Origin of the sequence: Microbacterium pseudoresistens, assembly GCF_013409745.1 — a bacterium.
GTDB classification, from domain to species: Bacteria; Actinomycetota; Actinomycetes; order Actinomycetales; family Microbacteriaceae; genus Microbacterium; species Microbacterium pseudoresistens.
In genome coordinates this window covers 1,913,299-1,936,181 of the sequence record NZ_JACCBH010000001.1, presented here as the reverse complement: position 1 = coordinate 1,936,181, position 22,883 = coordinate 1,913,299, and the positions used below count along the sequence as shown (strand labels likewise).

The 22,883-nt window shown below is 70.6% G+C and carries 22 protein-coding genes; 13 read left to right on the top strand and 9 right to left on the bottom strand.

Annotation, left to right across the window (positions count from 1 at the left end):
* Nucleotides 1-31 precede the first annotated feature (31 nt).
* The 4 genes from BKA02_RS09605 to BKA02_RS09590 are packed head-to-tail and all read left to right on the top strand — an operon-like array spanning nt 32 to nt 3,667.
* Nucleotides 32-865: a purine-nucleoside phosphorylase gene (locus tag BKA02_RS09605; protein ID WP_179433524.1), complete on the top strand. Its 834-nt coding sequence runs from the start codon at nt 32-34 to the stop codon at nt 863-865.
* Nucleotides 862-2,592, top strand: coding sequence for a phosphohexomutase domain-containing protein (locus BKA02_RS09600; protein WP_179433522.1), 1,731 nt, complete (start codon nt 862-864; stop codon nt 2,590-2,592). Before BKA02_RS09605 ends, BKA02_RS09600 begins: the two co-directional genes overlap by 4 nt.
* 41 nt (nt 2,593-2,633) lie before the next feature.
* Complete coding sequence (locus BKA02_RS09595; RefSeq protein ID WP_179433520.1) at nt 2,634-3,377, top strand: TSUP family transporter; 744 nt, start codon at nt 2,634-2,636, stop codon at nt 3,375-3,377.
* 20 nt (nt 3,378-3,397) lie between these two features.
* On the top strand, nt 3,398-3,667 hold the full coding sequence (locus BKA02_RS09590; protein ID WP_179433518.1) for an HPr family phosphocarrier protein: 270 nt from the start codon (nt 3,398-3,400) through the stop codon (nt 3,665-3,667).
* A 12-nt stretch (nt 3,668-3,679) separates the two neighbouring features.
* Here BKA02_RS09590 and BKA02_RS09585 read toward each other — a convergent pair whose 3' ends face one another.
* Nucleotides 3,680-5,602, bottom strand: a complete 1,923-nt coding sequence (locus tag BKA02_RS09585) for a BglG family transcription antiterminator (protein WP_179433516.1) — start codon at nt 5,600-5,602, stop codon at nt 3,680-3,682.
* Between the two features lie 167 nt (nt 5,603-5,769).
* Between BKA02_RS09585 and BKA02_RS09580 the strand changes: the two genes are divergently transcribed.
* The 9 genes from BKA02_RS09580 to BKA02_RS09545 all read left to right on the top strand — a co-directional run bounded on the left by BKA02_RS09580 (nt 5,770) and on the right by BKA02_RS09545 (nt 14,677).
* Nucleotides 5,770-6,069 carry a PTS sugar transporter subunit IIB gene (locus BKA02_RS09580; RefSeq protein WP_179433514.1) on the top strand — a complete coding sequence of 100 codons (300 nt, stop codon included), beginning with the start codon at nt 5,770-5,772 and terminating at the stop codon, nt 6,067-6,069.
* A complete protein-coding gene (locus tag BKA02_RS09575; RefSeq protein WP_179433512.1) occupies nt 6,066-6,344 on the top strand; it encodes an HPr family phosphocarrier protein in 279 nt (92 codons plus the stop codon). Before BKA02_RS09580 ends, BKA02_RS09575 begins: the two co-directional genes overlap by 4 nt.
* A complete protein-coding gene (ptsP, locus tag BKA02_RS09570; RefSeq protein ID WP_179433510.1) occupies nt 6,341-8,026 on the top strand; it encodes a phosphoenolpyruvate--protein phosphotransferase in 1,686 nt (561 codons plus the stop codon). Before BKA02_RS09575 ends, ptsP begins: the two co-directional genes overlap by 4 nt.
* Nucleotides 8,023-9,582: a PTS mannitol transporter subunit IIBC gene (locus tag BKA02_RS09565; protein WP_218844507.1), complete on the top strand. Its 1,560-nt coding sequence runs from the start codon at nt 8,023-8,025 to the stop codon at nt 9,580-9,582. The genes ptsP and BKA02_RS09565 overlap by 4 nt, the downstream gene beginning before the upstream one ends.
* 96 nt (nt 9,583-9,678) lie before the next feature.
* Nucleotides 9,679-10,116: a PTS mannitol transporter subunit IIA gene (locus tag BKA02_RS14235; protein ID WP_218844506.1), complete on the top strand. Its 438-nt coding sequence runs from the start codon at nt 9,679-9,681 to the stop codon at nt 10,114-10,116.
* A gap of 70 nt (nt 10,117-10,186) precedes the next feature.
* Nucleotides 10,187-11,341: a mannitol-1-phosphate 5-dehydrogenase gene (locus tag BKA02_RS09560; protein WP_179433508.1), complete on the top strand. Its 1,155-nt coding sequence runs from the start codon at nt 10,187-10,189 to the stop codon at nt 11,339-11,341.
* A 149-nt stretch (nt 11,342-11,490) separates the two neighbouring features.
* A complete protein-coding gene (locus BKA02_RS09555) occupies nt 11,491-12,783 on the top strand; it encodes a flavin-containing monooxygenase (protein ID WP_179433506.1) in 1,293 nt (430 codons plus the stop codon).
* On the top strand, nt 12,780-13,733 hold the full coding sequence (locus BKA02_RS09550; RefSeq protein ID WP_179433504.1) for a bile acid:sodium symporter family protein: 954 nt from the start codon (nt 12,780-12,782) through the stop codon (nt 13,731-13,733). The genes BKA02_RS09555 and BKA02_RS09550 overlap by 4 nt, the downstream gene beginning before the upstream one ends.
* A complete protein-coding gene (locus BKA02_RS09545) occupies nt 13,730-14,677 on the top strand; it encodes an NAD-dependent epimerase/dehydratase family protein (protein WP_179433502.1) in 948 nt (315 codons plus the stop codon). Before BKA02_RS09550 ends, BKA02_RS09545 begins: the two co-directional genes overlap by 4 nt.
* A 106-nt stretch (nt 14,678-14,783) precedes the next feature.
* On the opposite strand, the gene BKA02_RS09540 is transcribed toward BKA02_RS09545, so the two are convergent.
* The 8 genes from BKA02_RS09540 to BKA02_RS09505 form a co-directional block, all read right to left on the bottom strand.
* The gene (locus BKA02_RS09540; RefSeq protein ID WP_179433500.1) at nt 14,784-14,954 is read right to left on the bottom strand and encodes a hypothetical protein; all 171 of its coding nucleotides are present in this window, start codon (nt 14,952-14,954) and stop codon (nt 14,784-14,786) included.
* A gap of 145 nt (nt 14,955-15,099) precedes the next feature.
* Nucleotides 15,100-15,747, bottom strand: a complete 648-nt coding sequence (locus BKA02_RS09535; protein ID WP_179433498.1) for a hypothetical protein — start codon at nt 15,745-15,747, stop codon at nt 15,100-15,102.
* A gap of 114 nt (nt 15,748-15,861) precedes the next feature.
* Nucleotides 15,862-16,977, bottom strand: a complete 1,116-nt coding sequence (locus BKA02_RS09530) for an adenosine deaminase (RefSeq protein ID WP_179433496.1) — start codon at nt 16,975-16,977, stop codon at nt 15,862-15,864.
* Nucleotides 16,978-17,040: 63 nt separating this feature from the next.
* Nucleotides 17,041-18,351: a thymidine phosphorylase gene (locus BKA02_RS09525; RefSeq protein WP_179433494.1), complete on the bottom strand. Its 1,311-nt coding sequence runs from the start codon at nt 18,349-18,351 to the stop codon at nt 17,041-17,043.
* On the bottom strand, nt 18,348-18,746 hold the full coding sequence (locus BKA02_RS09520) for a cytidine deaminase (RefSeq protein ID WP_179433492.1): 399 nt from the start codon (nt 18,744-18,746) through the stop codon (nt 18,348-18,350). Before BKA02_RS09520 ends, BKA02_RS09525 begins: the two co-directional genes overlap by 4 nt.
* 16 nt (nt 18,747-18,762) lie before the next feature.
* On the bottom strand, nt 18,763-20,049 hold the full coding sequence (locus BKA02_RS09515) for an ABC transporter permease (RefSeq protein ID WP_179433490.1): 1,287 nt from the start codon (nt 20,047-20,049) through the stop codon (nt 18,763-18,765).
* The gene (locus BKA02_RS09510; protein ID WP_179433488.1) at nt 20,046-21,332 is read right to left on the bottom strand and encodes an ABC transporter permease; all 1,287 of its coding nucleotides are present in this window, start codon (nt 21,330-21,332) and stop codon (nt 20,046-20,048) included. The genes BKA02_RS09515 and BKA02_RS09510 overlap by 4 nt, the downstream gene beginning before the upstream one ends.
* Nucleotides 21,329-22,849: an ABC transporter ATP-binding protein gene (locus BKA02_RS09505; RefSeq protein WP_179433486.1), complete on the bottom strand. Its 1,521-nt coding sequence runs from the start codon at nt 22,847-22,849 to the stop codon at nt 21,329-21,331. Before BKA02_RS09505 ends, BKA02_RS09510 begins: the two co-directional genes overlap by 4 nt.
* Between the last annotated feature and the right edge of the window lie 34 nt (nt 22,850-22,883).

Here is a 22,883-nt window from a genome sequence, read left to right as displayed (position 1 = left end):
TCCGCATATGCAGGGTTCCTAGAGTGGGTGCATGCACGAGATCCAGGACAACCCCCTCGACGCCCCCGACGCCGATCCGTTCGCGATCGCCCGCGCGGCGGCGGCCGACATCCGCCGCCTGACCGGCGTCGAGCAGCACGACATCGCCGTCACCCTCGGCTCGGGCTGGGGCAAGGCCGCCGAGCTGATCGGCGAGACCGTCGCGACCATCCCCGCGACCGAGGTCACCGGCTTCTCCAAGCCCGCTCTGGAGGGCCACGTCGGCACGCTGCGGAGCATCCGCACGCCCGGCGGCAGGAACGTGCTGATCATCGGCGCGCGTACGCACTACTACGAGGGCCACGGGGTGCGCCGCGTCGTGCACAGCGTGCGCACGGCCGCCGCCGCCGGCGTGCAGACGATGGTGCTCACCAACGGCGCGGGCGGCATCCGCGAGACGTGGCGCGCCGGGCAGCCGGTGCTCATCGCCGATCACCTCAACCTCACCGCCGACTCTCCGCTGGAGGGGGCGACCTTCGTCGACCTCACCGACCTCTACAGCCGCCGACTGCGCGAGCTCGCCCGCACGATCGACCCGTCGCTCGACGAGGGCGTGTACGTGCAGTTCCGCGGCCCGCACTACGAGACCCCGGCCGAGGTGCGGATGGCGCGGACGATGGGCGGCGACATCGTCGGCATGAGCACGGCGCTGGAGGCCATCGCGGCGCGCGAGGCGGGCATGGAGGTGCTCGGGTTCTCGCTCATCACGAACCTCGCCGCGGGCATCCAGCCGACCCCGCTCAGCCACGAGGAGGTGATCGCCGCGGGCCGTGAGGCCGAGCCGGTGATCTCGTCTCTGCTCGCCCGCGTGATCGGCGAGCTGTGAGCACCCCCGCGGCGGACGCCGCGCCCGCCGTCGATGCGGCCGACCGTCTGCAGCAGGCCCGCTCCTGGCTGCGGCAGGATCCCGACCCGCAGACCCGCGACGAGCTCGCCGGGATCATCACCCGCGCCGCCGCGGGAGACCGGGCCGCGCTGGCCGACCTGGAGGACCGCTTCGGCACCCGGCTCGCGTTCGGCACCGCGGGGCTGCGCGGCGAGCTGGGCGCGGGCAGCAACCGGATGAACCGGGTGCTCGTCGCGCAGGCCGCCGCAGGTTTCGCGGCGTTCCTGCGCGAGCGCGCACACGGGTCCCGCCCCGCGGTCGTGATCGGCTACGACGGCCGTCGCAACTCGCAGCGGTTCGCCCAGGACTCCGCCGAGATCTTCGCCGGTGCGGGGCTGCGCGCCATCCTCCTGCCGCGCCTGCTGCCCACACCGGTGCTCGCCTTCGCGGTGCGCCATCTCGGCGTCGAGGCCGGTGTCATGGTGACCGCGAGCCACAATCCGCCGAACGACAACGGCTACAAGGTGTACCTCGGCGGTGCCGATGAGGGGTCGCAGATCGTCTCGCCGGCGGATGCGCAGATCGCGGCGCACATCGAGCGCGTGGCGGATGCCGGCGACATCGGGCTCCTCCCCCGCGACACCGGTTACGAGATCGCCCCGGAAGAGGTGGTCTCCGCCTACATCGCGGCCACCGCAGCAGTCGCGCCCGCGCCTGCCGCCGCCGCGGGCCTGCGCTGGGTCTACACGGCGATGCACGGCGTGGGCGCCGAGACCTTCGCCCGCGTCGTCGAGTCCGCCGGGTACCCGGCGCCGCGCATGGTCGAGGAGCAGCGGCAGCCGGATCCGACCTTCCGCACCGTCGCCTTCCCCAATCCCGAGGAGCCCGGGGCGATGGATCTCGCCTTCGCCCGTGCTCGCGCCGTGGACGCCGAGCTCGTGATCGCGAACGACCCGGATGCCGATCGGCTCGCCGTGGCCGTTCCCGACGCCTCCGCCGAGGGCGGCTGGCGCCGGCTCACCGGCAACGAGGTGGGGCTGCTCCTGGGCTGGCGCGCGGCCCGCGCCGTGCAGGCGGCGCGCGCCGAGAACCCGGCGGCCCTGCCCGGCGCCTCGCTGGCGTGCTCGCTGGTCTCCTCGCCGGGGCTCGCCGCCATCGCGCAGCACTACGGCCTCGACGCGCACGAGACCCTCACCGGTTTCAAGTGGATCTCCCGTGCCCCCTCGATCGTGTTCGGCTACGAGGAGGCCCTCGGCTACCTCGTGAATCCGGGCACCATCCGCGACAAGGACGGCATCTCCGCCGCCGTCGCCCTGCTGGGCCTGGCGGCCGAGGCCCGCGAGCGCGGCGAGTCGCTCTCGACCCTGCTCCGCGAACTGGGCGATGCATGCGGCCACTTCGCGAGCGGCCAGGTCTCGATCCGCGTCGATGACCTCGGCGTGATCGACGCGCTGATGCTGTCGCTGCGCACGATGCCTCCCGCGCGGATCGGGTCGCTCGCCGTCGAGGCCGTCGACGATCTGCTGCAGGCGCCGCCGGGCGCCCCGTCGGGAGACGTGCTGCGCTACCGTCTCGCCGGCGGCACGCGCGTGATCGTGCGCCCCAGCGGCACGGAGCCGAAGCTCAAGGTGTATCTGGATGCCCGGGGCGAGACCCCAGAACAGGCGGCCGAACGGATCGCCGACGTCGAGGCCGGCGCACGCGCGCTGTTGGACGAACGATCCTGAGCGCGTCTGTTCTGGGCACAACGGTTGCTCTGGGCGCATCGGTGCTGAGCACGCCGATCCTGCTCCTGGTCGTCGTCGGCCTGAGCACGGTGATCGCGGCGGTGATCCAGCGGATCACGGGGCTCGCGTTCGTGCTCGTGCTGCTCGGCCCCGTCGTGCTCGTCTACGGCGCCGTCGAGGGGGTGACCCTCGCCGTGCTGCTCGCGGTCATCGCGGCGGCCACGGCCATCCCCTCGGCCTGGCGAGACGTCGACTGGCGGCGTGCGACCTGGCTGCTCGCCGCGGGTCTGATCGCCGCGCCGCTGGGCGCGCTGGTGTCGCGGATGCTGCCCGAGCCGGCGCTGCTCCTGCTCATCGCGGCGATGGCGATCATGGCGCTGCTCGCGCCGCGGCTGGGAGCGATCGCCGCCCGCGCGCTGCACGGCCGAACCGGGGCGCTCGCCGCGGGCGCCGCCGCAGGATTCATGCACGCCTCCAGCGGTCTGTCGGGCCCTCCGCTGGCCGCGTTCGCGATGGGCGACCGCTGGGATCAGCGCCGGTTCGCGGCGAGCGCGCAGGTGATCTTCCTCGTCTTCGGCGTCGTGTCAGTGCTGCTGCGGGGGCTGCCGGAGTCCTCTCCCGTCGACGTCTCGATCCTCGCCGTGTGCACTGCGGCCGGGTCGCTGCTCGGCGCCGCGCTCGTGCGGCGGGTGCCCATCGCATTCGCGCGCGCAGCGATGCTGTGGTGCGCGTGGGCGGGAACCGTCGTCGTGCTCGTGCGGGGCATCCTCGCCCTCACCGCCTGATCGCCGATAGCATCGCTGACATGCCGCGCCGGACCGTGACGATCCATGCGGCCGACGGCATGCACGCGCGTCCCGTGGCCGAACTCGTCCGTCTCACGACCGCCTACGGCGCCCCGGTGACCCTCACCACCGCAGACGGCGTCGAGGTGGAACTCGCCAGCATCCTCGCCGTCATGGAGCTCGCTCTCGGCCAGGGCGACGAGGTGGTGCTGAGCACGGCGGACTCCCCCCGCGCCGAGACCCTGTTGGATGCCCTCACCGCCGTGCTGTCCGCGCCCGACGCTCCCTGATCGGAGATCACATCAGCCGTCGATCACGGCGACCAGTTCGTCGAGGAACGATTCGAAGTCGGTGGCACGGCGCACGATGCGCTGCACGCTGTCGCGCTCGCTGAACACCTCGACGAGCTGCTCGAACACGGTCTGGAACGCCGCGCGATCCTGCTCGCTGAACGCGGCGAGCGCGACGACCTGCACCCGCCCCGCCCCCCAGGCCACGGACCCGGCGGCGATGCCCACGGCGATGGCCGTCCGCCGCGCGGTCATCTGCATGGCGTGCGGCACGGCCAGCGCGTCGCTGAACGCCGTCGAAGACAGCCGCTCGCGCTGGATCGTGTTCCGGACGTAGTCCTCACCGATGAGCCCGGCCGCCTCGAGCATCCCGCCCAGCCGCCGGATGATCGCCTCCTCGCCCTCATCGGGCACGGGAGACAGGAACGCGTCGGCGGAGAAATAGCGCGACAGCTCGTCGCGCAGGCGCGTCAGCCGACGGGTACGGCGCAGCCGCGCGGCGGCCTGCTGCACGCGCTCGACGTCGCCCTCGGTGAGGAACGGCTGGATGCGCACGACACGGTCGGAGTCGCCGACCGGGTCGATCGTGCTGAGCACGAGGTCGGTGTCGATCTCGTCCCATTGCGGATCGATGCGGGTCACGACCGAGACGACGTCGATCGCGGGCCCCAGCGAACGGTCCACCCGCGAGCGCAGCACCTCGTGCAGCTCGTAGTACCCGGGGCACACGATCGTCGCGGTCAGCAGCGATTCCGCGCGGCGACTGCGCTCGAGGCGGCCGCCGATGTGCATCGCGACGTAGGCGATCTCGTCGTCGTCGACGGGCAGCCCCAGACGCTCGTGCAGTCCGCTCACCACCGACACGGCCACCTCGAAGATCATCGGATACGCCGTCTTGAGCGAGCGCGTGAGCGGGTTGCGGGCCCTGGCGTCTTCGCTCGCCCTGCGCTTGAGGTTCTGCACGTGCAGCGCCAGCCGCAGCAGGAACGCGTCGTCGACGAGATCGACGTCGTAGTCGGACGCCGCCTGGCCCACGACGGTGCGCACGGCATCCTCCACCTCGGGGTCCAGGCCCGCGCGGGCGGCGGCGACAGGATCGGCGGTGCCGGGGGCGACCACCCGGGTCAGCACGAGCCGGGCCAGGTGCGCCCGGTCCCCCGCGCCGAGCTCGACACCGAGATGCTCCTGCGCGAGGCGACCGATCGCCTCGGCCACGGGCCCCCATTCGTCGCTGCCCTCGGCGGCGGTGCTCTCCAGCGGATGCCCGGCCGCCACACGATCCGCGGCGATGGCCACGTGCAGCAGCACATCCGAGATCGCGAGCTCGTTGACGTAGTAGCCGAGCCGGCCGAGCTCGGCGACGAGCTCCGCCTTGAACGGCACGACGGCCGACGACGACACGGTCCCGCCCTCCAATGCGAGCCGGAAGGGGTCGACGGGGAAGGCCGCGGAATCCATCTCGTCGTGCGCGAGACGGCTCAGAAGCCGACGCTGCGCCTGTTCGTGACCCCGCAGCCGCACCCGCTCGCGGTCGCGATCCAAGAACAGCCCCGTGCCGTCGAGCAGCGCGCGCACGCGCCCGAGATCGGCCTCCAGCGTCGCCTCGCTCACATGCAGCGTCGCGGCCATGCCGTACACGTCGAGCCCGTCGGCGTCGTCGAGCAGGGCGCGCACGATCCGATGCAGCCGCGCCCGGGGGGTGGACGCCGACGCATCCCGGTCGTTCAGCGCGGCGCGCGCGGCCGCACCCGCGCGGTAGCCGGCGGGGCCCGACTCGACGGCGTCGCCGTCGGGAACGCGGACGTTGAGGGCCGCCACGTAGCTGCGCACGCTGCGCGGCGTCACCCCGAGAGCGTCGGCCAGACGCGCCGCCGTGACCCAGGCGTCGTCGCGCAGCAGCACCCCGAGGAGCTGATCCTGGCGACGTCGCGACATGTCTTCATGATGTCAGCCTCCCGCCACTCCCGCGGCGATCCGCACCGATCCGACGTCCCCGACCGGCGCCCGATGCGCCTTCGACCGCGTCTTCCTCCCGGGCGGAAGGAAGCCTGGTGGCGGCGCGCTCAGCGATTTCCCAGACTGGTGGCAGAAGGGCGGAATCGATGAGGATCCAGGTGGTATGCGGCGCGGGCGCCTCGAGCACCTTCGTGGCCGGACGGCTGCGGCGGGCAGCGGAGAGCGCTGGCCGTGAATGGCAGGTCTCCGCCGCAGCGGCGGATGCCGTGGACGGCTTCGCCGACGTGATCCTGCTCGGCCCGCACCTCGCGGATCGCCGCGACGACATCGTCGTGCACGCACCCCGTGCGCACCTCGTCGTCCTCCCGGACGACGCCTTCTCCGATCTCGACGGTTCGCGATCGCTCGCGCTCGTCGAGCAGGCCCTCTCGAAAGGAACCTCATGACCGAGCTCACCCGCACCGTCCGCATCGGCTCCTCGCACGGGCTGCACGCGCGCCCCGCCAAGCTCTTCGCCCAGGCCGCGAAGGAGTCGGGCGTTCCTGTCACGATCGCCAAGGGCGCTTCGAAGCCGGCGAACGCCGCCAGCATCCTCGCCGTCATCGCCCTGGGCATCGACCACGGCGACGAGGTCACGCTCCGCGCCGAGGGCGAGGGCGCCGAGACCGTGCTCGACGACCTCGCCGCCTTCCTCTCTACCGACCACGACGAGTCGGCATGAGCACGATCACCGGTGTGGGCATCGGCCGCGGGATCGCCCGCGGCCCGGTCGCCCGCATGTCCGAGGCGCTGCCGGCGCCGGAGAACACGCCCAGCACGCTCGGCGCCGATGCCGAACGCGCCCGCGCCCGCGAGGCGGTGGCCGCGGTCGCCGCAGAGCTGCAGCAGCGTGCCGAGACGGCCGGCGGATCGGCTGCCGAGGTGCTGGACGCCCAGGCGATGATCGCCGAGGATCCGACTCTCGAAGAAGAGACCGACGCCCGCATCGACGACGGCGCGACGGCCGAATGGGCCGTGCACGACGCGTTCTCCGGATTTCAGGAGACGTTGCGCTCGGTGGGCGGTTACCTCGGCGAGCGCGCGGCCGACCTCGACGACATCGCCGGACGCGTGCTCGCCCGCCTGCGGGGCGTGAGCGCGCCCGGCGTTCCCGACCCTGGCCATCCCTTCGTGCTCGTGGCGCGCGACCTCGCCCCGGCCGACACCGCCCTGCTCGACCTCGACCAGGTGCTCGCCCTCGTGACGACCGACGGCGGGCCCACGTCGCACACCGCGATCCTCGCCCGGGAGAAGGGCATCGTCGCCGTCGTGGGCGCCGCCGACGCGGCCGGCATCGCCGAGGGCGCGACCGTGATCGTCGACGCGGCTCTGGGCGCCGTCACAACCGACCCGACCGACGACGAGCTCGCCGCGGCGGATGCGCGCATCGCCGCGCGGGCGGCCGACGACGACGCCCCGCCGTCGCCCGGTGTCCTCGCCGATGGCACCGCCGTGCCGCTCCTGGCCAACCTCGGCAAGCCCGCAGACGCCGACGAGGCCGTGGCCCGCGGCGCCGAGGGCGTGGGACTGTTCCGCACGGAGTTCCTGTTCCTCTCCGCCGAGACCGCCCCCACGGTCGACGAGCAGCGCGAGGCGTACACGCAGCTGCTGCAGGCGTTCGGCGGCAAGAAGGTCGTCGTGCGGATGCTCGACGCGGGCGCCGACAAGCCCCTCGCCTTCCTCAACGACTCCGACGAGGAGAACCCGGCGCTGGGCCTTCGCGGACTGCGATCGCTGCGCGCCGCCGAGGCCGTGCTGCGCGATCAGCTCACGGCGCTGGCCGCCGCGGATGCGGCCACCGAGGCCGATCTGTGGGTGATGGCGCCCATGGTCGCCACCGTCGAGGAGACCGCCTACTTCACTGCGCTCGCCCGCGAGCACGGCCTGAAGACGACCGGGGTGATGATCGAGATCCCCGCTGCCGCCCTCCTCGCCGACCGGGTGCTCGCGCACGCCGATTTCGCCTCGATCGGCACGAATGATCTCACCCAGTACACGATGGCCGCCGACCGCATGCTCGGCTCGGTCGCCTCGTATCAGGACCCGTGGCATCCCGCCGTGCTCCGCCTCGTAGCCGAGGTCGGCACGGCGGGCGCCGCCCTCGGCAAGCCGGTGGGGATCTGCGGCGAGGCCGCCGCCGATCCGCTGCTGGCACTCGTGCTCGTCGGCCTGGGTGCCACGAGCCTGTCCATGGCCCCGGCCGCGCTCTCCGATGTGCGCCGGGCCCTCTCCGAACGCACCCTCGACGAGACCCGACAGCTCGCCGAGGCGGCATTGGCGGCCGACGACGCCGCCCATGCCCGCTCCGCCGTGGCCGCCGCCACGGCATCCCTCCCCTCACACCAGAAAGAGACGACATCATGACGACGACGTCACCGGCCGCCCCGAGTACGGGCGGCATCCGTGTGGGCGTGCAGAAGTTCGGCACGTTCCTGTCCGGCATGGTCATGCCGAACATCGCGGCATTCATCGCCTGGGGCTTCATCACCGCCCTGTTCATCCCGAACGGCTGGCTCGGCAGCGAGAGTCCCGTGGCGGCATGGCGCTGGGCGGACTCCGCGATCCTGGGCGGAGGCGAGGTCGGGGGCGTGGAATACCCGGGCCTGGTCGGCCCGATCATCAACTATCTGCTGCCCGCCCTCATCGCATACACCGGCGGCCGCATGGTGCACGGCGTGCGCGGCGGCGTCGTGGGCGCCGTGGCCGCGTTCGGCGTGATCTCCGGCGCCGCGGGAACGGTGATGTTCCTCGGCGCGATGATCGCCGGTCCCCTCACGGCCCTCGTGCTGAAGTGGGTGGAGAAGCCGTGGACCGGTCGGATCAAGCCCGGCTTCGAGATGCTGGTCGACAACTTCTCGGCCGGTTTCGTCGCCTTCTTCATGGCGCTCGCCTCGTTCTTCTGGCTCGCCCCCGTCATCAAGTGGGTCACCGAGCTGCTCGGCGGCGCGGTCGGCTGGCTCGTCGAGACCGGACTGCTGCCGCTGGCGAGCATCATCGTCGAGCCGGCCAAGGTGCTGTTCCTGAACAACGCGATCAACCACGGAGTGTTCACACCGCTGGGCACCGAGCAGGTGCAGGAGGCGGGCCGCAGCCTGCTCTTCCTCATCGAGGCCAACCCCGGCCCCGGCGCCGGCATGCTCCTGGCGATCACGGTGTTCGGCGTCGGCGCCGCGCGCGCCACGGCGCCGGGCGCGTTCATCATCCAGTTCCTCGGCGGCATCCACGAGGTGTACTTCCCGTACGTGCTCGCCAAGCCGCTGCTGATCCTCGGACTCATCCTCGGCGGCATGACCGGTGTGCTCACCAACGTCATCTTCCAGTCGGGCCTGGTCGCCCCCGCCGCTCCCGGATCGATCTTCGCGGTGCTCATCCAGACCGCGCCGGGCAGCCACCTCGGCGTGATCTGCTCGGTGGTGTTCTCGGCGGCCGTGACCTTCGCCGTCTGCGCACCGATCCTGCTGGCCTCCCGTCGGCGCGACATCGCGGCCGAGGCCGCGAACGGCGACCCGCTGGCCGCCGCGATCGCCAAGACCGAGGCGAACAAGGGCAAGTCGTCCTCCACGCTGTCGAACCTCGCCGGTGCCGCCGGCGGTGTCGCGGCGGGCACCGCCGCGGTCGCCACGGCCGAGATCTCGAACATCGTGTTCGCGTGCGATGCCGGGATGGGCTCGTCGGCGATGGGCGCCAGCGTGCTGCGCAACAAGTTCAAGAAGGCCGGGATCGACGGCGTCACCGTCGTCAACCAGGCCATCGCGAACCTCGACGGCACCGCCGACCTGGTGATCACCCAGCAGCAGCTGACCGACCGCGCCAAGGGGCAGTCGCCCGATTCGATCCACGTCTCCGTGGACAACTTCATGAACTCGCCGAAGTACGACGAGGTCGTGGAGATGGTTCGCCGCCAGCGCGAATCCGACTGAGATCCCGGTGGGCCGGACCGCCTCCGGCCCACCGGCCTCCGGATGGAGGATCATGGTGCGCACCAGTAACGCACCGAGCGAGAGAAGGAAGAGATCATGAGCGTTCTCGACGTGGGACAGGTCCGCATCCACTCCGGAAGCGCCGACCAGGAGGCCGCGCTTCAGGAGGCGGCCGACATCCTGGTCGCCGCCGGCGCCGTCACCCCCGCCTACCTGGATGCGATGCGTCAGCGCGAGCAGACCGTGTCGACCTTCATGGGCAACGGCCTGGCGATCCCGCACGGCACCAACGAGATGAAGGACACCATCCTCGACTCGGCGCTGTCGGTCGTGCGATACGACGGCGGCGTCGACTGGGCGGGCGAACCGGTGACGTTCGTGATCGGCATCGCGGGCAAGGGCGATGCGCACCTGGAGATCCTGTCGCAGATCGCGCTGCTGTTCTCCGAAGACGACGAGGTCGCCAAGCTCTCGGCCGCGCAGACGCCGGAGGAGCTGTTCGCGCTCCTGTCCGCGGTGAACGATCAGCAATGAACAACTGATCCGCAGCGAACGACGAAGCGGTGGACGGGCCGGGACGGCCAAGGATGAACGGGGTTCGACGATGAAGGCAGTGCACTTCGGCGCGGGAAACATCGGGCGCGGATTCGTGGGCCTGCTGCTGCACGAGGGCGGGTACGAGCTCGTCTTCTCCGACGTGGCCTCGGCCCTCGTCGAGGCCATCAACGCCGAGTCCGCGTACACCGTGCATGAAGTCGGCCCCGGCGGCGTGGACCGCGAGGTGACCGGGTTCCGGGCGATCGACAGCGGGGCCGACCCCGAGAGCGCCGCCGACGAGGTCGCCACGGCCGACGTGGTGACCACGGCCGTCGGGCCCACCGTGCTGCGCTTCGTCGCCCCGACCATCGCGGCGGGACTCCTCCGCCGTGCGCCGGACGCGCCGCCGCTGGCCGTCATGGCCTGCGAGAACGCGATCGGGGCGACCGACATCCTCCGTGCCGAGGTGGAGGGCGCCGTGGCGCAGTCCGGCGGCGGGCCCGAGGCGCTGGCCCGCGCCCGCTTCGCCAATACCGCGGTCGACCGCATCGTGCCCGCCCCCCAGGACAATCCCGGGGTGGACGTGACCGTCGAGCCGTACTTCGAGTGGGCGATCGAGCAGGGGCCGTTCCAGGGCGAGCTCCCGCACGTCCCCGGCGCGCATTTCGTCGACGACCTGTGCCCCTACATCGAGCGCAAGCTGTTCACCGTGAACACCGGGCACGCGTGCACAGCCTATTTCGGTGCCGAGCGCGGGCACGAGCGCATCGCCGAGGCGCTCGCCGACCCCGAGGTCGCGGCCCGCGTCGAAGCCGCCCTGCAGGAGACCTCGGCGATGCTGTGCGCCGTGCATGGCCTGGACCCTGAGGACATGACCGCGTATCGCGCCACGATCCTCGACCGGTTCCGCAACCCGCAGCTGCCCGACACCGTGCAGCGCGTGGGGCGTCAGCCGCTGCGCAAGCTGTCGCGGCACGAGCGCTTCGTGGGCCCGGCATCCGTCGCCGCAGAGCAGGGTCTGAGCACGCGCGCCCTCGTCGAGGCCATCGGCGCCGCGCTGCACTTCGACGTGGCCGACGACGAGGAATCGGTGCGGATGCAGGAGCTGCTGCGCACCGAGGATGCCGACGCGTTCACCCTGCAGGTCACCGGGCTCGCGACCGATCACCCTCTGTTCGACCCCGTGCGCGCGGTGGTCGCCGCCCGCCAGGCCGCTCTCTGAGCCGGTTCGTCCTCCGGGGTGTGGATCCGTGTCGTGATTTTCGGTTAACAACGGCTAACATGTTCTGACCCCCACCCGAAGGGGGCTCCCCGACCCGCACGCCGCTGTGCAAGTCAACGCCGCGCAGGTCAACGCCGTGCAGGAGAACCATGAACGCCTATGCCGTGATCGGCGCCGGTCCTTCCGGCCTCGCCGCCGCCCGCGCTCTGCAGAAGCAGGGCATCCTCGTCGACGGCTATGAGGCCGCGCACGGCGTGGGAGGGCTGTGGGACATCTCGAATCCGCGCAGCACGATGTACGAGTCAGCGCATCTGATCTCGTCGCGCACGACGACCGAGTTCGCAGAGTTCCCGATGAGCAGCGACGCCGACTACCCCGGTCACCGCGTGCTCCGCGACTATTTCCAGCAGTACGCCGAGCACTTCGGCCTGCTCGAGCTGTTCCGCTTCGAGACGAAGGTGACCCGTCTCGAACCGCAGGGCGAGGGATGGGATCTCACCGCCGAGGGTCCGGACGGCGCGATCACGCGGCACTACGCGGGCGTCGTGCTGGCCAACGGCACACTGGCCGAGCCGAACGTCCCCGCTTTTCCGGGCGAGTTCTCCGGCGAGATCATGCACACGAGCGCATACAAGAGCGCCGACCAGCTCACCGGCAAGCGCGTGCTCATCATCGGGGCGGGCAACTCCGGATGCGACATCGCCGTCGACGCCGTGCATCACGCGGCGAGCGTCGACATGAGCGTGCGCCGCGGCTACTACTTCGTGCCGCGGTACATCTTCGGCCGTCCCAGCGACACGCTCAACCAGGGCCGTCCGCTGCCGGCCCGGCTCAAGCAGGCCCTCGACTCGCGCGTGCTGAAGATGTTCACCGGCGATCCCGTGCGCTTCGGCTTCCCCGCACCGGACTACAAGATCTACGAGTCCCACCCCATCGTGAACACGCTCATCCTGAACCATCTCGGTCAGGGCGATCTGCGCATCCGCGCCGACATCGAGCGCTTCGACGGATCGACCGTGCACTTCCGCGACGGGTCGCACGCCGACTACGACCTCATCCTGCTCGCCACCGGGTACACGCTCGACTACCCCTTCGTCGACCGGGAGCATCTGCAGTGGCGCGGCGCCTCGCCCCGACTGTTCATGAACGTGTTCCCGCCGTCGTTCAACGGCCTCTACGTCATGGGGATGATCGAGGCGTCCGGCATCGGCTGGCAGGGCCGGTTCGAGCAGGCCGAGCTCGTGGCGACCTACCTCGCAGCGCTCGAGAACGATCCGGCTCGCGCGGCGCGCTTCCGCACCAGGGTGAACGACTCCCCCTGGCCCGATCTCACCGGAGGGTACAAGTACCTGGGGCTGGATCGGATGTCGTACTACGTCAACAAAGACGCCTATCGCCGGGCCGTGCGTACCGAGCGCCAGGGCATCGAGGCGGCGGCATGAACGTCGACGACATCGTCCTGAGCTTCACGCCCGGCACGCTGATGATCCTCAACGTCGTGCTGGCGCTGATCATGCTGGGGATCGCCCTCGACACCGCGCCCGCTGACTTCCGGGTGGTGGCCAAGCACCCCAGGCCCTTCATCATCGGCATCCTCGCGCAGCTCCTGCTGCTGCCCGTGGTGACGTTCCTGCTCACCCTCGTGCTGCCGGTGACGCCGTCGATGGCGCTGGGGATGATTCTCGTCGCGTGCTGCCCGCCGGGCAACATCTCGCAGGTGCTCACGCACCGCTCCGGCGGAAACGTGGCCCTGTCGGTGTCGATGACCGGCGTGGGCAACCTGCTCTACATCGTCGCCATGCCGCTGAGCATCGCGTTCTGGGGTTCGCTGCACCCCACAGCGCACGAGTTGCTCGTGGCCGTGGCGCTGAACCCGTGGCAGATGCTCGCCGAGATCCTGCTCATCATCGGTGTGCCCTTCGCCATCGGCCTGCTCGTGCGCGCGAAGCTGCCGCGGCTGGCCGCCAGAGTGCAGCCGTTCGTCAAGTGGTTCAGCCTGATCGCGCTGGTCGGCTTCATCGTCGGGGCCCTCGTCGGCAACTGGGCCGTGTTCCTCTCGGTCATCGGGATCGTGCTGCTCGTCGTAGCCGTCCACGACGCGGTCGCCCTCGCCCTCGGCTACGGCACCGCCGTGCTGGGCGGGCTGGGCACGCGCGAGCGCAAGGCGATGACGTTCGAGGTCGGCATCCGCAATGCCGGGCTCGGGCTGGGCCTCGTCTTCACCTTCTTCGGCGGGCTGGGCGGCATGGCCATCGTCGCCGGCTGGTGGGGCATCTGGGACATCGTGGCGGGCCTGGTCGTGGCGAGCCTGTGGGCCGCGCACACCCGGAGGCGCACAGGATCGTCCACGGGTGACGCCACCGGACGCACCGTCGCGGAGGTGTCATCGTGACGCGCGTGCTCGTCACGGGCGGGGCAGGATTCCTCGGCTCGCACGTGACCCGGCTGCTCGCCGCCCATCCGGATGTCGAGCTCGTCGTCTGCGGCGACGTACGCGCCTCCGCGACACCCGGCGTCGTGTCGGAGACGGTGGACGTCACCGATACGACCGGCATCGCGCCGGTGCTGGAGCGGCACGGCATCGACACCGTCATCCATCTCGCGGCGATCGTGAACCCGGGGCGCGACGTCGACCTCGAATACCGCGTCGACGTCGAGGGCACGAGGCATGTGCTCGACGCCTGCATCGCCACGGGAGTGCGGCGGATCGTCGTGTCGAGCTCCGGCGCCGCCTACGGATACCACGCCGACTCCCCCGCCTGGATCGACGAAGACGTGCCGGCCCGCGGCAGCGACGAGTTCCCGTACTCGAAGCACAAGCGCCTCGTGGAGGACATGCTCGCCGAGGCTCGACAGGAGCATCCGGAACTGGAGCAGGTGGTGTTCCGCATCGGCACGATCCTGGGGCCGACCGTGCGCAACCAGATCACGGCGCTGTGGGACGGCAGACGCATCCTGCACATCGCCGGATCCGACTCGCCGTTCGTGTTCATCTGGGCCGACGACGTCGCCGCCGCCATGACGCGCGCCGCAACCGGCGGCCCGGCGGGCATCTACAACGTCGCCGGAGACGGCGCACTCACCGTGACGGAGATCGCCGCACGACTGGGCAAGCCGCTGCTGACGATTCCCGCGTGGACGCTGAGCGCCGCGCTGCGCATCGGACACGCGCTGCGTCTGACCGAGCACGGCCCCGAGAAGGTGCGCTTCCTCCGCTACCGCCCGGTGCTCGCCAACGACCGGCTGAAGGCGGAGTTCGGCTTCACCCCCGCCCGCACGAGTCGCGAGGCGTTCGAGGAGTACCTCGCGACGCACCCCGGCGTCGCGGCCCCCTGACCCGTCCCCCTCCCTCCCTCTCCCCTCCCTCGGTTTGGGGCGGATTCTCGTGTTTGGGGCGGAGATTCCCCGCCCCAAACACGAGAACCTGCCCCAAACCCGGGGCTTAGGCGGGCGGACGGATGCGAAAGGCCGCGAGGCGCCGAGCAAGGGTCGCCGCGTCGGTGAGGTGAGTCCATCCCCAGCGGGCCAGGGGGCGCTGCTCGACGCCGCGGATCCAGTCCTCCCTGCGCTTCTCCTCGTGGAAGACCTCGTCGGGCGAGCGCCCACGCCGCATCCGCTCGTCGTCGTACTTGACCCGGCCGTCGAACTCGCCCAGCCATCGTGTGCCGGGGCCGTCGCACGCGAAATCGACGAAGAACGTCGGCGTCCCCGGCGGGCCTGCGACCGGATGCTGAAGCCGCAGATCTCGAAACCCCAGTTCACGCAGCCTTATGCGACTGATGCTCTCGCCGGGCAGCTGAGCACGGCCGTCGGCGAAGGGGAGAGATCGCGCCGCGTGCCCGGCCGTGCGCCGACCGCTCCGCGATCATGCCACACTCGCCCACGAAATCGGCAGCCGAATCCTCGTCATAACCCTGCCGTACGCGCCCCGCGACCACCCGAAGAGCGGCATCGGCGACGACGACCGCGCGCTCGAACGTCGCGGTGCGCGCCACATCCGCGACCGTGCGGATCAAGGACGTGCACCGCAAGCCGTCGACCTCGACGACCTCGTCATCCCTCAGCTGCGAGCGATGCCGCACGGTGCCGTGGGCCGCGCCGGGCCGTGCATCGTCGAGGCTGATGTGCACACGGTCCGGATCGGGACGGTACAGCGGAAGACCATGGATGGCGGCGGCCGTCTCGTGCGAGAACACGGGCGACTCGGCCGCCGTCAGTCGCAGCGCCCGCGCACGAGCCACGACACGATCCTCGGGGCGCGCGGCTCCCCACGCATCCGCGGAGGCATACGCGCCCGGACGCAGCCGTACGAGCGGGACGTCGACCGCGGGCGAGCGATAGACCTCGCCGCGCCGCCGGATGGCTCCCAGCCGCGAACCCTGCAGAATCTCGATGCACGCATTCATGGGTGCACCTTGCCCTAGACAGATCTCGTCCGCCGGCGCTTCCCCACGTCTCGGGGATATCCTCCCGGTCACGCCGTGTGGGGAGGAGGACCTCCAACCCCCAGAAAAGGCGTGTCAGCCGCGGAAGCCCTCGGCGATGATCTCGACGAGCTCCTCGCGCTCTTCCACGGGCAGAAACGCCCCGGATGCGGCGTTGAACTGGAACGCCTCGAGGTCGTCGAGCCCGTAGCCGAAGGCGTCGACGAGCAGGGCGAGCTCGCGCGTCAGCGAGGTCGCGCTCATGGTGCGGTTGTCGACGTTCACCGTCACCGAGAAGCCAAGTTGGTACAGCAGGTCAAAGGGGTGATCGGCGATGTCCGACCCCCACGCGGCAACGGCACCGGTCTGCAGGTTGGACGACGGCGAGAGCTCGAGCGGGATCTCCCGGTCGCGCACCCACCGCGCCACGTCGCCGAAGCGCACCTGCACGGCGTCGCCGTCGGCGCCCATGATGCGCAGGTCCTGCGCGATGCGCACGCCGTGGCCCAGCCGCAGCGCACGTCCGTCGAGCAGTGCGGAACGGATCGATTCGACCCCCGCGGCCTCGCCTGCGTGCACCGTCACGGGGAACAGGTTCTCGGCGAGATAGTCGAACGCCGCGCGATGGCGCGACGGCGGGAAGCCGTCTTCTGGCCCCGCGATGTCGAAGCCTACGACCCCGCGGTCGCGGAAGGCGACGGCGATCTCGGCGATCTCGCGCGAACGATCCGTGTGGCGCATCGCCGTGATGAGCTGGCCGACCCGGATGCCGTGGCCGTCGGAATCGGCGGCATCCTCGCCCTCCTCGATGCCCTCCTGCACGGCCTCCACGGCCTGCTCGAGCGACAGGCCTCCGGCGAGGTGCTGCTCGGGCGCCCAGCGCATCTCGCCGTAGACGACGCCGTCGTCGACGAGATCTTCGACGAACTCGCGCGCGACGCGACGCAGCGCGTCGGCGCTCTGCATCACCGACGTCGTGAGGTCGAAGGTCTTCAGATACTCCCCCAGCGACCCGCCATCGCACTGCTTCGCGAACCAGTCGGCCAGGGCATCCGGATCGCTCTCCGGCACCGGTGCGCCGGCGTCGTCGGCGAGCTCGATGATCGTCTCGGGACGCAGGGCGCCGTCGAGGTGATCGTGCAGCGAGATCTTGGGCAGGCTGCGCAGCGACACCCCGTCCACGGCGACGTCGCCGTTCGCGTCGATCGACATGGCGGATCCTCTCAAGGACGGATGCGGAATCGACGCGCGATGACCGCCCGTCGATTGATCAGCCTAGGCGGTGATCCGCTCCCGCACGAGCGGGGCAGATGCCGGGCGCTCGGCGCCGATCGCCCACGCGCCCTCCAGCGCTTCGAGAGCACGTGCGAAGCGCGCATCGTCGTCGGCCGACAAGGTGAACAGCGGCAGACCCGCGCGCACCGCGTCGCCGGGCTTGGCGTGCAGATCGATGCCCGCGGCGTGCACGACCGGATCCTCCGCACGCGCACGACCCGCGCCCAGCCGCCACGCGGCCACGCCGAAAGGCAGCGCATCCATCCTGGTGACGAAGCCATCGGCATCCGCGGTCACGGTGTGCGTCTCGCGCGGCGTCGGCAGCGGCGCGTGCGGATCGCCACCCTGCGCGCGGATCATGGCGTTCCACACGTCCATCGCGCGCCCGCCGTCCAGCACCGCCTCGACGTCCGCCTCGGGCAGCCCGCTCAGTGCGAGCATCTCACGGGCCAGGGCAATCGTGAGCTCGCGCACATCGGCGGGCCCACCACCGGCGAGCACCTCCACGGATTCGCGCACCTCGTTCGCATTGCCGATCGCCAGTCCCAGCGGCACGTTCATGTCGGTCAGCAGCGCCGTCGTCGCCACACCCGAGTCCGTACCCAGCTCGACCATGGTGCGGGCCAGCTCGCGGGCGCGCTCGATGTCCTGCATGAAGGCGCCGGAGCCGAACTTCACATCGAGCACGAGCGCGTCGGTGCCCTCGGCGATCTTCTTCGACATGATGCTCGAGGCGATCAGCGGGATCGCCTCGACCGTGCCCGTGACGTCACGGAGTGCGTACAGTTTCTTGTCGGCAGGCGCGAGGCCCGAGCCCGCCGCGCAGATGACCGCGCCGACGTCGCTCTGCATCTGGGCGAGCATCTCGTCGTTGCTCAGTGCTGCACGCCAGCCGGGGATCGACTCGAGCTTGTCGAGCGTTCCGCCCGTGTGCCCGAGGCCCCGACCGCTCAGCTGCGGCACGGCCACCCCGAACGAGGCCACCAACGGCGCGAGCGGCAGCGTGATCTTGTCGCCCACGCCCCCCGTGGAGTGCTTGTCGACGGTCTTCTTGCCGAGGTTCGCGAAGCTCATCCGCTCGCCCGAGGCGATCATGGCGTCGGTGAGCACGCGGATCTCGTCGCGCTGCATGCCGCGCTGCAGCACGGCCATCGCGAACGAGGCCATCTGCGCATCCGAGACGTAACCGCGCGTGTACGCGTCGACCATCCAGCGCAGGGCGTCGTCGGGAACCGCGCCGCCGTCGCGCTTGGCGCGGATGACGTCGACCGCGTCGAACGGCTCGATCGCCGCCTGCTGCTCGCCGCTCATCGCACCTCCTCCAGATCGCGCGGCCCGAACGCGTCGGGCAGCACCTCGTCGATCGTGCGGATACCCGACACGGTCTCCAGCAGCATCCCCGGCATCGCATGCTCGAACAGCAGCTGGCGGCACCGGCCGCACGGCATGATCGTCTCGCCCTCACCGTTCACGCAGACGAAGGCGACGAGCTGGCCGCCGCCGGACATGTGCAGATCGCCCACGAGGGCGCACTCGGCGCACAGGCCGACGCCGTACGAGGCGTTCTCGACGTTGCAGCCCGACACGATCCGCCCATCGCCCACGAGCGCCGAGGCCCCCACCCGGTAGCGCGAATACGGGGCGTAGGCGTGCTGCATGGCGTCGGTGGCGACCTGACGCAGCTCGTCCCAGTCGATGTCGGTCATCTCGCTCCTCACACGATCAGGACTTGATGTACGGGATGCCGTCGGCCGCGGGCGCCCGCGACTTTCCGACGACCCCCGCGACGACGAAGATCGTCACGAGGTACGGCAGCATGAGCATGAACTCGCTCGGCACCGGCGATCCGACGACCTTGAGGGTGTTCTGCAGGTTCGACGCGAAGCCGAACAGCAGCGCCGCGAGCGTCGCCTTGATCGGATGCCACTGGCCGAAGATCACGGCGGCCAGCGCGATATATCCCGCACCCGCCGTCATCTCCTGGTTGAAGGCGATGCCGTTGCCCACGGTGAACACGGTGCCGCCCGCGCCCGCGATCGCACCGGCGATCATGACGTTGACGAAGCGGGTGCGCCCCACATCGATGCCGACGGTGTCGGCGGCCTTGGGGTGCTCTCCGACCGCGCGCATCCGCAGACCCCACCGCGTGCGGAACATCGCGATGGAGACGATGACGATCAGCGCGTACATCAGGTACACGAGGAACGTCTGCCGGAAGAACACCGGCCCGATGATCGGGATGTCGCTGAGCAGCGGGATGGGCAGCCGGTCGAAGCGCGGCGGCGTGTTCAGCGTCGCGGCGTTCGGCTGCAGCACCTGCGAGTACAGGAAGCTGGTGAGGCCCGCCACGAGCACGTTCAGTACGACGCCGATGATGACCTGCTCGACGAAGTACACGATCGCGAACGCCGCCAGCACCGCGCCCACGGCCGCTCCGGCGACCATCGCCGCCAGCAGTCCGAGCGTCGGCGAGCCGGTCAGGGTCGCCACGACGGCCGCGCAGAACGCGCCGCCGAGCAGCTGGCTCTCGATCGCGATGTTCACCACGCCCACGCGCTCGCCGATCACGCCGCCCAGGGCGCCGTAGATGAGCGGCACGGCCAGGGCGAGCGATCCCGCCAGCAGGCCGGGGATGGGCAGAGTCTTACCCGCTGCGGCCCAGGCGAGGAACCCGAAAACGATCACGAGAATGTACAGCGAGATGAGCCACAGCGGCACGCGGCGGCGGCCGTACGCATACCAGGCGGCCAGCGCCGTCAGCAGCACCGAGGCGACGATGCTCACCCACGCCGTCACTGCCACGGGCACGACGAAGTCGGGCAGCACCACGGCATCCGACCCGGTGGACAGCCGGAACGTCGTCTCGCCGCGGCGATGCGCGATGAGCACGACGAGCGCGAACAGCACGCTGAACACCACGAGTACGACGGGCGTCTTCCAGTTACGCGGAACGACGACGGGCGCGACCGTGGGCACCGGCGTCTCGGGTGCGCTCAGAACGCCGCTCATCGTGCTGCCTCCTCGGTCGCCGCGATCACGTCGGCGCGCAACTGCTTCTTCCGTCTGCGCGCCTCGCGCCGCCGGGTGCGCTCCGGCGACGGCAGGAAGAAGATCGCTCGCACGAGCGGAGGCGCCGCGATGAACAGAACGATGAACGACTGCACGACGGTGACGATCTCGAGCGGGATCTGCTCGGCGGCCTTCATCGTGAAGCTGCCCGCCTTGAGGGCGCCGAACAGCAGGCCGGCGGCGAACGTGCCCCACGGCGTGGAGCGTCCGAGCAGGGCGACGGTGATCGCGTCGAAGCCGATCCCCGCATCCACCCCCGAGGTGACGCCGGTCGTCGACGCGCCGAGCACCTGGTTGACGCCGGCCAGGCCCACCAGGCCTCCGGCCAGCAGCATGCCCACGATGTACATCCGGTTGACGTCGATGCCCGCCGTGCGCGCGGCATGCGGGTTCTCACCCACCGCGCGGAAGCGGAATCCAAGGCTGGAACGGCTGAGGATCCACCAGACCAGCACCGTGGCGAGGATGACGAGGATGAACCCGGCGTTGAGGTTGAACCGGTCGCCGAGCAGCGGCGGGAAGACGGCCGTCTCCTTCATCGCCGGCGACTTCGGGTTGCTCGATCCGGGCGCCTGCAGCAGGCCGGGGGTGCGCAGCATCCACGACACGAGGTAGTAGGCGACGTAGTTGAGCATGATCGTGACGATCACCTCGTGCGCGCCGGTCTTGGCTTTGAGCAGACCGACGATCCCGCCCCAGATCGCGCCGGCGGCGATGCCCACGACGAGGGCGATGAGCATGTGCAGCCCCCAGGGCAGGTCGACCGCGAAGCCGACCCAGCCGGCGGCCGAGGCCGCCACGAGCATCTGTCCGCGACCACCGATGTTGAACATGCCGATGCGGAAGGCGAGAGCAACTCCGAGACCCGCCGCGATCAGCGGCGTCGCGAACGTGAGCGTCTCGGTGAACGGGCGGATCGCGCGCTCGAACGTGGCCGCCTCGTAGTTGAAGATCGACCCGCGGAACAGCGCGGTGTACGCGCCGGCCACGGCATCCCAGATGGCGCCGAGCGTGTCGGTCGGGCGGGCGAAGAAGTAGCCCGCCGCCTGCTGCACGCCCTTGTCGGTCGCGGCGATCATGATGCCGCCGATCACGAACGAGAGCACGACGGCGAGCAGGATCACCAGGCCGTTGCTCTGCGAGATCTCCCGCAGCGCGACGTTCCAGCGCGAGGGCTCCGGCGCCCGCTCGAGGTCTTCCGTGGTGGTCGCGGTGGCGCTCATGCAACGCTCCCTTCGTGCGCAGGGGCTTCGCCCGCCATCATGAGCCCGAGGTCGCGGCGTGAGGTGTCGCCGGGAACGATTCCGACGATCCGCCCCCGATACATGACCAGGATGCGGTCGGCGAGCGCGGCGATCTCGTCGAGCTCGGTCGACACGACGAGCACGGGAACGCCCTCATCGCGCGTGGCGACGATCCGCTTGTGGATGAACTCGATCGAGCCCACGTCGACCCCGCGGGTGGGCTGGGCGGCCACGAACAGACGCAGGTCGCGGCTGAGCTCGCGCGCCAGCACGACCTTCTGCTGGTTGCCGCCCGACAGGCGCCCGACAGCGACGTCGATGCCGGAGGCGCGCACGTCGAACTCCTCGAACTTCTCCGCGGCGAACTCCGCCAGCGCCCCGCGCCGGATCGCGCCGCGACGCACGAACGGCTCGCCGTTGGAGCGGTCGAGCATGAGGTTCTCGGCGATCGTGAACTCGGCCACCAGGCCGTCTTCGTTGCGGTCCTCGGGGACGAAGCCGACACCGGCGTCGAGGATCCGCCGCACGGAGCGCCCGACGAGCTCGTGCCCGTCCAGCGTGATGCTGCCCTGCACGTGATCCTGCAGGCCCATCATCGCCTCGACGAGCTCGGTCTGACCGTTGCCCTGCACGCCGGCCACAGCGAGGATCTCGCCCGCGCGCACCTCGAACGACACGTCGTCGACGACGGCCTGGCCCGTGGCGTTGAGCACGGTGAGCCCGGTGACCACGAGGGCCTCGCCGCCCAGCGTCGGCGGATCCTTCTCGACGGTCAGCGACACCTCGCGGCCGACCATCATGGTCGCCAGCTCCTCGCTGGATGCGGTGGGAAGCGCCTCTCCGACGATCTTGCCCAGTCGGATGACCGTGATCCGGTCGGCGACCTCACGCACCTCGCGCAGCTTGTGCGTGATGAAGATGATCGCGGTGCCCTCATCGCGCAGCTGGCGCATGATCGACATCAGCTCGTCGGTCTCCTGCGGCGTCAGAACCGCGGTGGGCTCATCGAACACGAGCACCTCGGCGTCGCGCGAGAGCGCCTTGATGATCTCGACGCGCTGCTGCACGCCCACGGGGAGGTCTTCGACGACGGCATCCGGATCGATGTCGAACCCGAAGCGGTCGGAGATCTCCCGCACGCGAGCGGACGCCGCGTCGAGATCGAGGAACACACCGCCCTTGGTGGCCTCGTTGCCGAGCATGACGTTCTCGGCGACCGTGAAGACGTCGACCAGCATGAAGTGCTGGTGGACCATTCCGATCCCCGCGCGCATCGCGTCTCCGGGACCCTGGAATCTCTGGGGCACGCCGTCGAGGAGGATCTCGCCCTCCTCGGCCTGATACAGCCCGTAGAGGACATTCATGAGAGTGGATTTTCCTGCGCCGTTCTCGCCGAGCAGGCAGTGGATCTCTCCGGGTTCCACGACGAGGTCGATGTGGTCGTTCGCCGTGAACGTCCCGAAGCGCTTCGTGATCCCGTGGAGTTCGAGCTTCATGGGCCGATCCTATTCACCGGGTGTGGTCATGGAC